At 40.4% G+C, this 16,216-nt stretch carries 16 protein-coding genes; 4 read left to right on the plus strand and 12 right to left on the minus strand.

The window, feature by feature from the left end:
• The first annotated feature begins 104 nt into the window (after nucleotides 1-104).
• Together Q4591_RS15340 and Q4591_RS15345 are read left to right on the plus strand one after the other, a co-directional pair.
• Nucleotides 105-611: a glycine cleavage system protein R gene (locus tag Q4591_RS15340; RefSeq protein WP_102437687.1), complete on the plus strand. Its 507-nt coding sequence runs from the start codon at nucleotides 105-107 to the stop codon at nucleotides 609-611.
• A gap of 229 nt (nucleotides 612-840) precedes the next feature.
• Nucleotides 841-1,659: a DUF2797 domain-containing protein gene (locus tag Q4591_RS15345; protein ID WP_102437689.1), complete on the plus strand. Its 819-nt coding sequence runs from the start codon at nucleotides 841-843 to the stop codon at nucleotides 1,657-1,659.
• Between the two features lie 153 nt (nucleotides 1,660-1,812).
• Here the strand turns inward: Q4591_RS15345 and Q4591_RS15350 are convergent, their stop codons facing one another.
• Nucleotides 1,813-2,394 (minus strand): DUF4136 domain-containing protein, encoded by a 582-nt coding sequence (locus Q4591_RS15350; protein ID WP_303461765.1) that lies wholly within the window; start codon nucleotides 2,392-2,394, stop codon nucleotides 1,813-1,815.
• A gap of 345 nt (nucleotides 2,395-2,739) precedes the next feature.
• Between Q4591_RS15350 and Q4591_RS15355 the strand changes: the two genes are divergently transcribed.
• Together Q4591_RS15355 and Q4591_RS15360 are read left to right on the plus strand one after the other, a co-directional pair.
• On the plus strand, nucleotides 2,740-3,339 hold the full coding sequence (locus Q4591_RS15355; RefSeq protein ID WP_102437693.1) for a LysE family translocator: 600 nt from the start codon (nucleotides 2,740-2,742) through the stop codon (nucleotides 3,337-3,339).
• Between the two features lie 24 nt (nucleotides 3,340-3,363).
• The gene (locus Q4591_RS15360; RefSeq protein ID WP_102437695.1) at nucleotides 3,364-3,912 is read left to right on the plus strand and encodes a DUF1415 domain-containing protein; all 549 of its coding nucleotides are present in this window, start codon (nucleotides 3,364-3,366) and stop codon (nucleotides 3,910-3,912) included.
• Nucleotides 3,913-3,927: 15 nt separating this feature from the next.
• Here Q4591_RS15360 and Q4591_RS15365 read toward each other — a convergent pair whose 3' ends face one another.
• The 11 genes from Q4591_RS15365 to Q4591_RS15415 all read right to left on the minus strand — a co-directional run bounded on the left by Q4591_RS15365 (nucleotide 3,928) and on the right by Q4591_RS15415 (nucleotide 15,936).
• On the minus strand, nucleotides 3,928-5,235 hold the full coding sequence (locus Q4591_RS15365) for a BamA/TamA family outer membrane protein (protein ID WP_102437697.1): 1,308 nt from the start codon (nucleotides 5,233-5,235) through the stop codon (nucleotides 3,928-3,930).
• Nucleotides 5,222-6,637 carry a DUF4056 domain-containing protein gene (locus tag Q4591_RS15370; RefSeq protein WP_198589253.1) on the minus strand — a complete coding sequence of 472 codons (1,416 nt, stop codon included), beginning with the start codon at nucleotides 6,635-6,637 and terminating at the stop codon, nucleotides 5,222-5,224. Before Q4591_RS15370 ends, Q4591_RS15365 begins: the two co-directional genes overlap by 14 nt.
• Entirely contained in the window at nucleotides 6,634-7,548 is a 915-nt protein-coding gene (locus tag Q4591_RS15375; RefSeq protein ID WP_102437699.1) for an alpha/beta fold hydrolase, read from the minus strand. Before Q4591_RS15375 ends, Q4591_RS15370 begins: the two co-directional genes overlap by 4 nt.
• A 5-nt stretch (nucleotides 7,549-7,553) precedes the next feature.
• Complete coding sequence (locus tag Q4591_RS15380; protein ID WP_303461767.1) at nucleotides 7,554-8,450, minus strand: virulence protein; 897 nt, start codon at nucleotides 8,448-8,450, stop codon at nucleotides 7,554-7,556.
• 311 nt (nucleotides 8,451-8,761) lie between these two features.
• A complete protein-coding gene (locus Q4591_RS15385; protein ID WP_102437701.1) occupies nucleotides 8,762-9,163 on the minus strand; it encodes a hypothetical protein in 402 nt (133 codons plus the stop codon).
• On the minus strand, nucleotides 9,164-9,997 hold the full coding sequence (locus Q4591_RS15390) for a class I SAM-dependent methyltransferase (protein ID WP_303461770.1): 834 nt from the start codon (nucleotides 9,995-9,997) through the stop codon (nucleotides 9,164-9,166).
• 194 nt (nucleotides 9,998-10,191) lie between these two features.
• Nucleotides 10,192-12,180, minus strand: a complete 1,989-nt coding sequence (locus Q4591_RS15395) for a methyl-accepting chemotaxis protein (RefSeq protein WP_303461772.1) — start codon at nucleotides 12,178-12,180, stop codon at nucleotides 10,192-10,194.
• 190 nt (nucleotides 12,181-12,370) lie between these two features.
• Entirely contained in the window at nucleotides 12,371-13,963 is a 1,593-nt protein-coding gene (locus Q4591_RS15400) for an ABC-F family ATPase (RefSeq protein WP_102437707.1), read from the minus strand.
• A gap of 166 nt (nucleotides 13,964-14,129) precedes the next feature.
• Nucleotides 14,130-14,474: a hypothetical protein gene (locus Q4591_RS15405; RefSeq protein WP_102437760.1), complete on the minus strand. Its 345-nt coding sequence runs from the start codon at nucleotides 14,472-14,474 to the stop codon at nucleotides 14,130-14,132.
• 121 nt (nucleotides 14,475-14,595) lie between these two features.
• On the minus strand, nucleotides 14,596-15,546 hold the full coding sequence (locus tag Q4591_RS15410) for a M14 family metallocarboxypeptidase (protein ID WP_241904128.1): 951 nt from the start codon (nucleotides 15,544-15,546) through the stop codon (nucleotides 14,596-14,598).
• 189 nt (nucleotides 15,547-15,735) lie between these two features.
• Nucleotides 15,736-15,936 (minus strand): hypothetical protein, encoded by a 201-nt coding sequence (locus Q4591_RS15415; protein ID WP_102437762.1) that lies wholly within the window; start codon nucleotides 15,934-15,936, stop codon nucleotides 15,736-15,738.
• Nucleotides 15,937-16,216 lie beyond the last annotated feature (280 nt).

Below are 16,216 nucleotides of genomic sequence, written 5' to 3' on the forward strand. Positions count from 1 at the left end.
TGGCAGACTATAAATGCCATATTTTATTGAGCTGAATTATATGACGTCTTTATGACAGTAGTGTTACAGCAGATTTATTTGTTAAAATTTTGGGAGTTTATTTTATGCTTCATTACCTGATAACCCTTCAAGCACCTGATAGAAAAGGATTAGTTGAACAAATCGCCAATGTAATAAGTCGTCATAACGGTAACTGGCTGGACTCAGAAATGCGTCATATTGATGGCATTTTTGCGGCAATATTACAGTTAGAAGTATCAGCCCTTAAATGGGACGCATTATTAGATGCTTTAGAGTGCATTGACGGCCTAACCTGCAGCTTTAATAAAACCAGCCAAACCCCTGTACCAATAAAACGTCTCAGCTTCAATTTAGTCGCTTATGACCGTGAAGGCTTAGTGCTGGAAATCTCAAATAAGATCAATGCCCTTGGGATCAACATCGAGCAATTTAGTAGCAAACAAGAAACTGCTGGTCACACAGGCATCGCCTTGTTCAGGGCTACAATGGGCTTGGGGTTATCAGATCCATGCCAAGAAGAGCAACTTACTGACTCTTTGTATGAGTTAGGTGATGATGTGGTATTAGATAAGCTCAGTAAAAGCGCTTAATAGTCAATATTTTTCAAGGCACTTGAACAGCATATTCAGAAGTATTGAAAGCTTGAGATGCAAAATAATCAGTCATGGCCAAGTCCATGACTTTTTATCCCCTACTTGAGCGTATTTAAGGAGTATTTCTCCCTAAAGCCAATCTAAAAAAGCGGTTAATCTAACGGGCATTCATCTGGTAGACTGCATGACATAATCAACAATAACACCACAATATAAGAGAATACCGATGTTAGGCACCTTATCAAAAATGCGCACTCACCTTAATGAACAAGATGAAGTGCAGTACGAACTGCCGGTTGGCGATAATAGCGTTGCGCTAAACCCATTAATAGGTAAAACCCTAACCCTTAGCCATACAGGCAATATTTTCTGTTGTAATTGCGGTAAAAAAACCAAGAAGAGCTACTCTCAGGGCCACTGCTATGTGTGCATGCAAAAGCTGGCAAGCTGTGATTTATGCATCATGAAACCTGAAACCTGCCATTTTGATCAAGGTACTTGCCGTGAGCCAGAATGGGCGCAAACTCATTGTTTTGTGCCTCACTTTGTTTACCTATCAAATACTTCAGGCATCAAAGTCGGCATTACCCGTTACACCCAAATCCCCACGCGTTGGATTGACCAAGGTGCCACCCAAGGGCTACCTATTTTCAAGGTCTCAACTCGCCAATTGTCAGGTTTAGTGGAAGTTGAGTTTGCTAAACTCATCAATGATAAAACTAATTGGCAAGCCATGTTAAAGGGCAATGCTGATGATGTTGATTTAGTAGAAATGGCTCAGCAATTAATGCCTGAAGTAGAGCAGAGACTCGTTGAACTGCAGCAAGAAAACCCTGATTTTGTTATCGAAAGGCTCGATAATTCGATACAAAGCATTCATTTCCCTATCACTGAATTTCCTAAAAAAGTTAAGTCGCATAACTTTGATAAAACACCTGAGGTCACCGGGGTTTTACAAGGTATCAAAGGCCAGTACTTAATCTTTGACACTGGGGTGATTAACATCAGAAAGTTTTCATCTTACGAAGTAGAAATCGCGCAATAGCCAGTCACCTTGCGTTAATTCTTCATATAAATGTGATTGTTTAGATTAATACTAACAGCTTGCTTTAACAAAAAAGCCGCCGACATCACTGTCGGCGGTTTTTAGTTTTTGGACGCAATTGCTTAATTAAAGCCTTGTTAATTATTAAATAATTCAGTAGCTGTCATTATGTGGGATAGCTCTTAGCATCATGGTGGTTAATTTATCAAAGCGTTGTTCTCGATTTTGAACCGGTTTATCTGTTTCAGTGAAACCTTGAGCAAGTACACGCCAAATAGGTTGTTGACTATTAGGAATAAATATCGCTACAAGTACAGAACCCTTTTCAAACTCGTCATCTATCCCTGCTGTTGATAGTCCAGCGACTAAGCCAGCCTTGTCCATAATTTCTTTATCGCTCATTTCAGACTCTAACGCCATGCCAAAACCTATGACCATACTTGGCGACTGCGCTTCACTCACCAATGAATAGCCTTTTTTATCCATAATTTTAGTAATAGATTGGCGCATATGGCGGATCAGTTCTTCATCATCTAGCTTATTAGCAGTATGAACACTAAACATCGTTGGATGCCAAGCAAAGGTTTTGCCATAAGGCGATATTGCGCCTAAATCACCAGTGGTAACCATAGTAACACTTGTTGGCACATGGACTTCTGTGGCCTCTTTACTGGTGCAGCCAGTTAAGAAAATCAATAATAAACTCACCCATAAAAAATGTTGTTTCTTTATCATTTACGCCTCAACTATCTATTTGAACCAGATTGGTAGTTTAGAAGGTTACAAAACCTCTTATTAATATAAATCTACCATATAAACCATAACCTAACCTGACTGAAATTCAACGAGATCACAAACTTAATAGCCAGTATTCACCATCCAAGCACTTATAAAACAAAACACAGGCGTAACACCAGCGCCACTCAAACCCATCATTTAGCAAACCAATGTAACTCACAAAAAATGCTGGCATTGTCATTCGCATCATTCAGGGATTAATTTTCACTAGGTTACTGTTTAAATTAAGGCTAATATGCAGTTCAAAAATCTTTTATCCTAACCCCCAAAACAAAACCTTATATGGAATTAATTTTTACTATTGCATTATTCGCCTTTTCAGCCGGTATAACCCCTGGGCCAAACAATATTATGTTGATGACCTCAGGAGTGAACTTTGGTGTTAAACGTAGTATTCCCCACTTGATGGGTATTTCTTTGGGCTTTCCGACCATGATACTGGCCATTGGTCTGGGGTTAAGTAGCTTATTTCAAACCTACCCCATCATGCACCAAATTATAAAAGTCGTTGGGATCACTTACTTACTTTACCTTTCTTGGCTAATTGCTAACAACAACAGTAATTTAGAAGGTAAACAAACCAGTAAACCCTTTAGCTTTATACAAGCTGCAGCCTTTCAATGGGTCAATCCTAAAGGCTGGATAATTGCAATTGGTACCATTGCGACTTTCACGAACATTGAGCAACCGTTAACACCTCAAGTGCTCACTATTGCCATGGTCTTTTTATGTATCGCACTGCCCTGTGGCTCTGTGTGGCTAAGTTTTGGGGTTGGGCTGAAAAAGTTATTAAAAAATCAACGACAGCAACGCATTTTCAATGTTTCGATGGCAGTGTTATTAGTGCTGTCGATCATTCCGATGATCCTACCCAATAGTTAACCCAAGTAGTAACAATAGGTTTATATGTCTGAAATTAGCCAAGTCGAATTAGAAACTGCCAACTGGGTTTCTAAAGTGATTATGAAATACAATATTTGTCCTTTTGCCCGCCGTGAAATCGAACGCAATAGCATTCGCTATTTCACTTGTGAACAAACCAAAGTAAAGCAGGTAATGAAGGATTTTTTAACTGAATGTCAGTATTTGGATGAAAATCCACAAGCAGAAACCACACTGTTTATCTTGCCTCGTGGCTTTGAAGGGTTTTACAGCTATCTTGATATTGTTGACTTGGCCAATGACAAGTTACTTGAGCATGACTATGAAGGGGTATATCAGTTAGCAAGTTTTCACCCTGACTATTGTTTTGAGGGAGAGCCCCAAGACAGCGCAGCAAACTATACCAATCGTGCGCCTTATCCAACCATCCATATTATTCGCGAAGCCAGTATGGAAGCCGCCTTAGCCGAATATAACGAACCTGAAACCATACCAGAGCGTAATATTGCTTTTGCAGAAAGAAAAGGCAGCGACTTTTTTGAAGCGTTATTAAAGCAGTGCAAACAGAGTTAGCACTGCTAAGGGCCGCTAGAAGGCTTCATTGACGTTAAAGTAAAAGCCGCTGTCACCATCACCAAACGCTAAATCTAGGCGTAAATTGACTTTAGGCTTAACCTCTAAACGATAACCGATACCAATATTAGGCAGTAACTCATCAAAGGACAGTTCGCCCACTTTGTCTGCAATACTGCCTGCACCAACCCAATAAACCATGCCGTGCCTGCCAGTTAAATGTTGTCGATACTCCACCTGAGCCAGCAGCATTTGTTTGTCACGATAGCGACCAGTGGTGTAGCCCCGTAATGAATTACCTCCACCGATTTTAGATAGCTGATCCCAAGGTACATCGCCGTGGGTGAAGCGTCCGCGTACTTGCCATGCTATGGTGTCATCATCAAGGATTGGATAATAGGCACTGTATAAAGCGTTATAGACTTCAAAGTCGTGCTTGCCGCCAAAATCTTCGCGATACACGCCAATCTCAAACTGACTAATGCTCCCCTGCTGCGGGTTAAGCACATGATCGCGGGTATCATAGTTAATTAATAAATTGACCCCAACATTACGAGAAACTTCTTGTAAAGGGTCAACATCCACATCAATTGAGACCACATCAACATCCGTGGCCTTTGCATAGGTAAAATCAAAACCTGCTCCCACAAAACTATGGGCGGATATGCGCTGCAGGAACATAGGGTTAACTTGAAATGTTTGACTATTAAATTCAACCCGATTTAAGTCTTGCTGGTTAAATTCATAACCTACGCCGTAGTACACATCCGGTATGTCATACACATTGGCATTTAAATAAAGACGTTGGTTATCGCCATTAAAAAAGGTTTTATTTTCAATCCCGACCCCTAGCGCGCCATTGATTGAGGCTAAACCATTAATAACCAAAGAAGATAAATCACTTACAGTATCCTCTGGGTCGACTTGATATAGCCCAACCACAGATATCCCAACACCTAAACTCATTTCAGGGTTATAAAATGGCCCAGGTAAATAGCTAAAATCAATGCCCTTATCTGGATCAAACTCACCATCGGCACCGAGGTTAGTCAGTAGGTTTTCAAACCAGCCTTGATCTTCAGCTTCATCGGTTATGGTTTCAAGCTGATCAGCGCCAACCAATACCGCCTCTCCTTCGCTTGTTGTTATTGGCGCTGACGTTTCTGGCTTTATTGTTGAATTTACTTGTGAATTTATTTCTGCGTTGGCAGAAATAGCCGCATTCGCCTCCGTTAATGGGGCAGCAATAGCGGCATTGATGGCAAAAAAGCTGGCACAATTTACAATCAGTAGGCGAGTAACAAACGGACTAATTATTTTCATTTAACAGCGCACCTATTGCTGGTTCAATTGTGGCAGCGTCATTAATAGCTGCACCAGTGTCTGCAGCATTTTGAGGCTCTGTTTGTTCGCGAGTGTCTGGCAAGTCATCTAGCGGCGTTTGTTGATGGGTCAAATGAGGGTTTTCAGCTAAATGCTGCTTTAACAACTTATAATCCTCACGTTCATCATATTTAGCAATCTCTACAAACTGCAAATGGGTAAAGCCATCAAGCCATAATTCTTCTGGTACGTGGCTAAATGAACCTGCAAACTTTTTATCTACACTAATGTGCTGCACAGCCACTTCATCAAAGTTAATCCCAAAAAGCTCAACGGCTAATGATAAGTGTTGTGGTGATGCAGGCGCGTCGTAAACTGCTGCTACCTTGTCCCATTGATCACTCGCCTGAGCTTGCTCTTTACTGACCAAATAAGGTGATTGTTTGTCGCCGAGTAGGTAATGACGTTTAAGTAATACGAATTTATTTGGTAGTGGCTCGTTTGAGTCCCACCAGTCACCATCGATTGCCCTAAAGAGCGCATTGGTTTGCTCTTTAGATAAAGGCTCCAACCAAGCCAATGTGGCCGCTAACCAACCCGTCATATGATAATCATATTGCTGCTTGGTCATGGCTAAATTGTTGGTCAGGATTGCTAACGCAATTTTGGCTCCCAGCATGTTTGAATATAAATCTTCTAACGAATAAGCCGATACCGCTTCTGTCCATAAGGCAAAACTGCGATAACCATGCCACTGGGATATTTCATGGGCTTCAGCCATAGTAAAGGCTAAGCGTACCGCCATGGCCGCCGCTAACTCCCAACGGTCATCTGCCGATAAATAACTCACATCAAAAGCGGCAAGTTCAAAGGTTCTATGGCCAATTTCTAATGGTAATTCAATTGACTGTGCCTGACCCAGTTTAGGCTGAATAAGATAAAACAGGGCAATAGCATTATCAGCGGTATCACGCACATGGGCTAAATCAATAAAGCCGCCTTTACGGGTATAAAGCATGCCATTGTTTTCCATGCTCTTACCGCTATCAGGTGAGCCTTTTTCATAACTAAATGTACCGGCATCAAATGCATGTGCGCCAATATCCTCAAGCGCTACTGTGTTAGCGTGACGATAAAAAGGGATCGGTAATAACCCCATAGCGACTTTTTGGTCAAAACCAAAAGCACAACAAGGTCTGACACTGGCGGGCATTGAAAGTGCTGCATTTTCAGGAAGGGTAATATCTCTGACTAAGGCATTATCAGGTATATCATCTAAAGCGGCACTGACCGCAATATCTGTGGGTAATGCGCGCACTTGCCACTCATTACTAGAGCAAGCGCCTAAGGTCATAACTAAGCCTAAAAATGATATCGCTACGGGAATTTTTATGATTTTCATTGAATAAAAGCCCTGATTTCTTTATTAATTTGTTTAGGAAAGTCATTACTCAATCCGTGAACACCGTCAGGTATAACTATGATAGGTGCATTTAAAAACTCAGCAAAACGACGACCGTTATCTAATGGGAACACCACATCCTTTTCCCCCCAAATTAAGATGGTTGACGGTAAAGAGTCGGCAAATTCGTCGGGGTTTAATTGATCCCGATAAGCCGGCAAGGTGGTAATAAGAGATTCTTTTTGTGGCAGAGAGTCGGCAAAGTAATATTCATAAACCTGCTGGTCGATGAACGCTGGCATCCATGGATAATCAACGAAAGTTTTTTCAAGTAAACGTCTTACTTCAGGGCCATTTTTAGGCACAAACACCGCTTCAGGCACATCGGCACCAAAACGCTTAGTCATTGCTAGCATATCCTCATCTGAAAATATCAGTCCAGGACTTGCTAGCATCACCACCTTATCCACTTTGGGCTCGTGGATCATTAAATCAAAAGTGACAAAACCACCAAAAGAAATACCCACCAGGTTAACGCTGCTTAACGCTAATTGGCTTATCAACTGTTGCATAGCTTGGGTTTCACTACTGATAGTGGCAGGTGCAGCGCTATAGGACTCACCAAACCACAGTAAATCCGGCACTATCACTTGATAATCCTCACTCAAGTCGAGCATCATTTCATACCAGCTGGTCATGCCATTACCACCAAAACCGTGTAGTAATAATAAAGTGGGTTTAGCGCTATCGCCCCCTTGCCAGTAATGTAACTCGCCTCCCTCAGTCAATGACATTTGATGACGCTCAAAACCGTTTTTGAGCAAATTGTTTTGTTGGTGATCATCAACCATGGCAACAATGCTGCAGCCACTAAGCAATAGCGCAAAAAAACTAAGGATTATGAGTCTCATCAATATTAAAACCTATATCCAATACCTGCCATAAAACTAGTACGAGTACCAATACCGCCCTCAAGCAGTAAATCAAACCCTTTACCCAACTCAATTTGGCCACCAATTAAACCATTCCATTTATCGGCTAAATGTTGGTTAACTTCGAATTTAGCACCAGGAATAGGCACGCCAATATCCTGTAAAAAACCACTGAAGGTTTGCTCAACATTTTGGTACATTCCGCCAATCCAAATTTGGGTATCGTGACCACGGATATTAAAACGGTAGCCAACTCTTGGTGAAACAACAATTGAACTGATTTCACCTTCTAAAATATCTAAATCTGTATTGGTATAATTAACATCGAGCAAGGCAAACCAGTTACCAATACCGCCAACAATGGTGCCACCGGCGCCATAGGTTAAGCCTTCAAAATTTAAGGCAAAGTCAAAAGGAGCGGTTTCTACCGGCTTAAATGGAGGAGGAAGATCTAAGTTGACCGTGACATTTGCAATACTACTACCTGAGGTTTTACCAATAATGCCGTATAAATTTAAAAAAGGCAGCACCCACATATCAGCACGAAAGGTAATTGTTTCTGACTCTTGAATCGCTTCACTGCCTTTAATTGAGACAATTTCATCAAGCAGACCTAATCCCGAGAAACTGACATTTTCTACCACCAATGGCTGATCCATATTCATATAGGTCACCCCTATGCCATACGGCTTAGGTAACTCATAGCCTAAATCAATGGCATCTTGTGCCCAAATAGGAAAAACTCGGTCATATTTAGGCTGAACTTCGATAGCTTCATCCGCAGCTTCTGTAACCGACTCGTTAACGGACGCATTCACGTTTGCTTGAGTGGCAAAAGCAGTAAAACCTAAAAAAATACCTGATAAAACTCTTAACATCATGTAGGGATATCCTTGAATAACCATGATTCTTTAATAGGCTATAAACTGAATAAATTCAACTTTAGCTATTATAGTGTACTGACAATAAAGCGTTGATATTTTGTACAAAAAATACCAAGCTGCGCATAGTAGAGACGGATGCTGAATTTATATTAAAAGCCGTCAATATAAAAATAAATTCATTTAAACATAAGCACTTAATACGCAATTTCTCCATCAGGTTTACAGTCATAATGTTTTTGAATATAAAAACAAACAAATCTATAACAAACCTAATAACCTTGTTGAGACGCGATTGTTAGAAATGGTTATTAATTAACGCTGCAACTCATTGTCGCAGCCTCTGAAATCGTAATTACCACTCTTTTATGAATTTCAAAATTAGTAATATAACCGCACTCACCTGCGATGATCTCGCCACTATCAAGCTCTATGTGATAACGATATGCGCCATCTAACTGCGCTAAATCATAATACAGGGTGTTAGTATGCATGGCGGCGATGTCACCAAAGTCTAAGCGGCTATGGGGAAGTTTTACCACCGCGGATTCAACACCTTGAGCTGATTGATTACTGATGGTCAAACTGGGACTGAGATATAAGTACGACCAATATATTAATAAAATAAGCCCGCATAATAATATCGACACTTTGGCAAATAGTGCCCTCCAGCCAGTCACGACCTTAAGTTTATTACCCTTTGCAAAAACCATTTAGACTTTGGTTCCTTTCACTGTAAACACTAAAGGCACTGAGTTACCTTTAACAATAGAATGAAACTGATTAGGCGCTTGCTCTATCAAATTTTCAAAGCAGTTATAGGGGCTAAATGGATACTCGTTAAGACTATCAATTCTGATCCCTGCTTTGATTAGCGCATTAATAACATCACTTAATGAATGCGGCCAAGTCAGCATAGTTTGTGGTGTCGAAGTTGTTGATTGCGGTGAAGATGCAGACTCGAAATTACCATGTGATTCGGTATAACTACCCTCAACCACCACATCAGCCTCAGTTTTATGAAAATAACTATAACCTTCTAAAACATCCTGTAGTGGATGAAACTCAGCCATATAAAAACAGCCACCCTGCTTTAAACTCTTGGCAATGATATTTGCCCAACGATCAAGACAAGGTAGCCAACAAATGGTGCCGTAAGATGTGAACACAATATCAAAATCAGTGACTTTCTTACCGGTGAATTGGGGTAAACTTTGATCGCCAAATTGATACACATCTGCGCAAATAAACTCGGCTTTTAGCTCACATTGCAATGCAAGAGCATTGGCTTTAGCAATAGCGACATCTGATAAATCAACCGCTGTAACAATGGCACCTTTACGAACCCAAGATAAACTATCAAGACCAAAATGGCATTGCAGGTGTAATAAAGATTTTCCACTAACATCAGTAAGTTCAGCGGTTTCAATTTCGGTTAATGAAGATTTTCCCTTCAAAAAACCAGCCACATCATAAAATGATGAATCGAAATGCACTTTTGCTCTTTCATTCCAAGCAAGCTTGTTAATTGAAACATAATCCTGCATAAAAACCTTGTAAGTCATTATTAATATTGTTTATTTTCCACAACATACCATCTGTAATTACTGGCTAGCTAACTACGCACCAAATAAGTCACAACCAGAACACAATTTACAAACATTATGCCTAAAAATATTTCTTACGGATATAAAAAAAGCCGACAATTAATTGTCGGCTAAAAGGGGAATGACTCGATTTATTAACTTAGAGTAAACTTCTGCACTTGTTGTGACATTTCCGCCGCATCTTCTAACAAAGTTTCATTTAGCTGGCTCAAAGATGTCGCTATAGTTTGTGTTTGGCTATAAATTTCACTGATTTGCATGGCATTTCTATTCACCTCTTCTGCCACTGCAGCTTGCTCATGTGTCGCAGAAGCAATTTGTTGGTTCATGCTTTCAATGGTATCAATATGGCTAACAATTTGATGCAACTCATTACCTGCCGCTTCAACTTCAATGACGCTTTCATCAGCGCTCAGCATGCCTCGTTGCATCGTTTGCACCGCTAATTGCGCGCCCGTTTTTAATCGTTCGGTCATGCGTTTAATATCATCTGTTGATGACTGTGTTCTTTGGGCGAGGGTTCTCACCTCATCAGCAACAACAGCAAAACCACGTCCTTGCTCGCCCGCCCTTGCTGCTTCAATTGCTGCATTAAGTGCAAGTAAATTCGTTTGTTCTGAAATAGCACTAATGACTTCTAAAATGCCCGCAATAGACTGAACATCTTGATCTAAGGTCTTTATCGCTATTGATGCTTCGTTGATTTCACCTGCAAGGTGTTTAATTGAAGTAACCGTTTTTGAAACACCAACATTACCGATATTTGCCTCTTTATTGGCTAAAGTTGACGCATCAGATGCTTCTACGGCATTGGCTGCAATTTGCGTCACTGTAGCACTCATTTCCGTCATCGCAGAGGCTACCTGTTCAGCTTCTAAGTGGCCTTGTTCAATATCTTGTCTCATGCTGCTTGCATAGCTATTAACTTGCTCAACCACATTAACCAGCTGGCTGGCATTGTGTCTCACTTGAGTAATCACAGTTTCAAAATCTGCCATCATCCCATTGAAGGCTTTCGCTAGCTCACCAAACTCATCGGTTGAGTCGTGATCAATTCTCGTGCTCAAATCAAAGTTATTACCAGCATGGCTAACCTTATTAAATAATTGATTTAAACTGCGACTTAAATATCTAGAGACCGATAGACTTAGCCAAACTAGTAATAATACCGATACCGTTAATGCAATGAGCGAGCTCCACATTTGTTGACTAGCCGTGCTCAATTTGTGCTGGGTAAGTGTTACGAGTTCGGTGGCGAGGTATTGTTCAAATTTAGCCAATAGATTAATTCGGTTAGTGGATGTTTTAAACCAAACTTCAGGATGTTGATTTTTAATCTCTTCAGCATTTTGTGAAAATGCAATTTGTCGTATGGCATTAACAGCATTAACTTCTTTTGAACGGTTATCTTGTTCAAACCGCGTTAATGCCAAATCTGTCGCCATAGTGCTAAAGCGTTCAGCATAGGTATTTTGCTCAGCCACTAAGGTCACAAACTTTGCATAACCACCCGCTTTAAAACCTTGCTGTCCAAAGGTCGAACTTAATACCGCTCGCTCAATACCCGCACGTTCTTTTAGTTGTAAAAACGCCCCGAATGAAGCGAGTTTCAAAGACAACTCACTGATGGTACTTTGCATAGCGGTTTCATCAACCACGGATAATAGGGTTTTATTTAAATCTGAATAATATTTCACTTCTTCAGCCACTGAGATGCTTAGATTATCTACTGAGCGGCGGATACTTTGAAGTTGTTGTAATTGCGAGTCTATTTCTCTTAATGTTGAACTGATTTTTGCAGGAAAGTGATCTGCAGCTGGAATACTCGAAAAGTTAGACACTTGTTGGTCTGTCATTGAGCGTTGCTGAGGTAAATCCTGAGCAAATGATTGACCTTTAGAGCCCAGAAAACCTGCACTCATGCCACGCTCCTTTTGTAATTCATGTACTAGGGCGCTGTTGATAACGGCAAGTTCACTTAACGAAAGTACCGTATTAAGCTCTGTTTGTATTTCATATTTATTGTGCACAAACATGCCACCATAAATTAAACAGATTAACAGTGGAGGAATAATTAATAGTGAAAGTTTGAGTCGAGTATTGAGATCGATAATCCATTTCATGACAGCTGTGACCCTTAAGAAGTGTGTTATGTTTCTAATTGAAATTACATTCATTAATGTAACTACAGCGACAGGATTTTCTAAAATATGTATTCTAAAATTCTAAAATTTATAATTATCTTTTTTAGGCAAAAAAAAACCTGTAAATCGCTTTACAGGTTTTCGGCTTAATGTAAAAAACTTTAATTAATTATCCTTCAACGCCTTTACTGGCAAGGAACTCATCATAAGTACCTTTAAAGTCATTGATGCCATCAGCAGTAATTTCAATGATGCGTGTTGCTAGTGACGATACAAATGCACGGTCATGAGACACAAACATTAATGTACCTTCATACAATTCTAATGCATTGTTTAATGACTCGATTGATTCCATGTCCATGTGGTTAGTTGGTTCATCAAGTAATAAGATATTTGGCTTTTGCATGATGAGCTTACCAAAGTACATACGACCCTTTTCACCACCAGATAACACTTTAACTGATTTTTTAATGTCGTCTGAGCCAAATAACATGCGGCCTAAGATGCCACGTACTGATTGGTCGTCATCTTCAGGTTTACGCCATTGGCTCATCCAGTCAAATAAGGTCATATCATTAGCAAAATCAGCTTCATGATCCTGCGCGTAATAACCAATGTTACTGTTTTCAGACCATTGAACCGTACCTGCATCTTGCGGGATGTCATGCACTAAAGTACGTAATAAGGTGGTTTTACCCACACCGTTATCACCTAAGATAGCAACACGCTCGCCAACTTCAACCATCAGGTCAAGTTTGCTGAATAATGGCTTATCAAAGCCTTTCGCTAATTGCTCAACCACTAAAGCATTACGGAATAATTTCTTTTCTTGCTCAAAACGAATGAACGGATTCACACGGCTTGAAGCCTTGATATCCTCAAGCTTAATCTTGTCAATTTGCTTAGCACGAGATGTTGCTTGCTTAGCTTTTGAAGCGTTAGCAGAGAATCGTGCTACGAAACCTTGTAGCTCAGCAATTTGGGCTTTTTTCTTAGCATTGTCAGATTGTAAACGCTCACGAGCTTGCTGGGCTGCCATCATGTATTCATCGTAGTTACCTGGGTAAACACGTAGTTCACCGTAATCGATGTCAGCCATATGGGTACAAACTGAGTTCAAGAAGTAACGGTCATGGGAAATAATCACCATGGTACTGTTACGTTGGTTAAGCATTTCTTGTAACCAGCGAATGGTGTCGATGTCCAAGTTGTTGGTTGGTTCGTCAAGTAGCAAAATATCTGGATCAGAGAACAAGGCTTGAGCCAAAAGTACACGCAGTTTAAAACCTGGTGCGATTTCACTCATTAGGCCAAAGTGCTGGTCTACACCAATACCTACGCCCATTAATAAATCACCAGCACGAGATTCAGCGGTATAACCGTCCATCTCAGCAAATTCCATTTCAAGCTCAGCGACTTTAATGCCGTCTTCTTCACTCATTTCTGCGAGTGAATAAATGCGGTCACGCTCTTGCTTCACTTCCCACAACTCTTTGTGGCCCATGATAACGGTATCAACCACTGAGAACTCTTCATAAGCAAATTGATCTTGATTCAATTTACCAAAACGTTCACCAGGATCGATTGATACATTACCGCTTGTTGGCTCAAGATCGCCAGTAAGGATCTTCATGAAGGTTGACTTACCACAACCGTTTGCACCAATTAGACCGTAGCGATTACCGCCACCGAATTTGACAGAGATATTTTCAAATAACGGCTTGCTGCCGAACTGCATGGTGATGTTGTTGCTGTATATCACGTAGGAGATTCCATTAGTTTTTGGACGAAAAATTGTCGCGATTATACATTATTCGACTCAAGCTTTACAGCCAGAATATTGATTGATTTATTTTTGCCTATTTGTCAGATTGTTGCAGTAGCTATACTCATGATTAACTCAAGATGTAATCTAAACTGAGCTAACGTTAGCCTTTCACAATTTCGATTAATCTTGTAATAAACAACTTAACTGATTCAGCCGTTTCAAACTTAAAAGCTAAACCATAGTGGCTTTCTTTTAAGCTTTTATGGCGACGAGTCGGGAAACGGGTCATCTGCGCATTATGGTGATAGTCATATTGTGCATGTACCCCGTCTAATGTGGCTAACTCACCAGAGAACACTTCAAAAGCCGGGCGAATAATGAGTACCGGAGTGTTGCTGTCAATATGTAAATACACCGGCTCTTTAAGCTTAGGCAGCATGTATTCGGTAACATTACTAATGGTGAAATTGGTACGGCAATCTAATTCATTTAATGCTGTGCGCATATCTTCTTGGCTAATAATCATTTCTTTTCGCTTGAGTAGTAAGGGCAATGACGCTAACTGTAATGCCAAATCAACAAAAAGCCTCGAAGTTTCGTTCGAGGCTTAGATATAAATCACTGACTTAGATTAAGTTTAACTGGGTTAAAATATAATCCAAACCACCAGTAATTGCTGCCACTTGGGCATCATTACATTCTTGGTCATTGACCAATGGGCTATCAGGATACACTTCAGTGGTGGTATTATAGTGATTGTTTGTCATCCCCGCACATAAGCCAAGCTTTTTAGTTGGGTAGTTAATGACCCCAAACTGCTCAATATCAACACCAATTAACTGACCATTATCATCTGGGGCAATATGGGTTACTTTGGCTACCGACTCAATAATCGCCTGTTGAAAGTCAGGAGTTGGATTTTCTGAGTCACCAACCAAATAAAAACCATCTGGAATAACGCCTTTTTCATAGTCTTTGCCATCACGAGCTGATAATGCGGGGCGAAATTCTAGCTCGTCAGTATCTGTGGTTTCATGCAAATCAATATGGGCATAAACGTCACCAAGGCTAGCTACAAATGCCATTAAATCTGCCGATTCATTGGCTGGGCTGTCAGCATAAAAAGAACGGTTTGGGTCCACTGCGTATGGGTTCCAGCGATTAATTGTTTCATAACCCCATGGGCTCACACACGGCGCTACCGCAATATTAAAGTATTGGCTGTAATGCTCAGCCTGAGTCGCTAAAAACTGAATCGCGCCATGTACGCCACTGGTTTCATAACCATGAACACCGCCAGTTACTAAGATAGTTTTTTTGCTGCTATCCCAATGTTTAGATTTAAATGCAAATAGCGGATATTTGTCGGCATCATAAGCTAGAGCACCATATTGCACTTGTTCAAAGCGTGAGGCTAAAGGCGCTAATTTTGTTAGCACTTCTTGTTGATAGCTACGTTTAATGGTTACTTGGGCAAGCCACTGGGCCTTTTCTTGTGCATTCCAAGGTTTGCCTGGGGTGCCAATGGGGAAACTTGACATAAAAAATACCTTATTTGCTGTCTTTCTCTTATTCATTGCTTTGAATCCTATCGCAATGTCAGCACAATTTCTATTTAAGTGGTGGTTCATTTGCGGATAACAGGGTGTTCGCAGCTAGGTAAATGATAACCACAAACGTCAGTAACGAAAACTGCCATTAGGGCTAAATACCCATTGCCGCCAATAAAATAAGCTATCTGCCTGTTGCGGTTATAACGCGAGGAGTTATTTATTGGTAAAGGTAAATTTGTTTTTAAGCCAACTAAGACTGGCAATTTGCTGTGTTTTCGTTAGGCCAAAGTAAATACAAACCCATGGGCAAATTAATAAAAACCAAGGTAATGCTGCTGTTGGTACGCCACTAAAAAAGAAATACAAAAAGCCGCCATACATGACGATAACCCCAATAATGCCCACCACTAACATGACTTTTTTCATCAAACTTTCTAAGCGTACAATATTCACAACTATCCTTACTGTCATTGAGCACTGCCGAGGTGCAGCTTTATTTCGATTGAAATAAACTAAGGCAAAAAATATAACCACAGGGTAACATTTTTAGAAACCCAGAAAAACTTATCTCTTTGCTTTTGTGCTCGCCTAAGCTGTAACCCGCCACCTAAATTAACCAATATAAATAAACGCTTATAATCTTGTGTGCGCATACTTGCGGTTCAAAAACAAAAAATCCCTACCAGAAAACCGG

Origin of the sequence: Shewanella sp. 3_MG-2023 (genome assembly GCF_030548765.1) — a bacterium.
Taxonomy (GTDB): Bacteria; Pseudomonadota; Gammaproteobacteria; order Enterobacterales; family Shewanellaceae; genus Shewanella.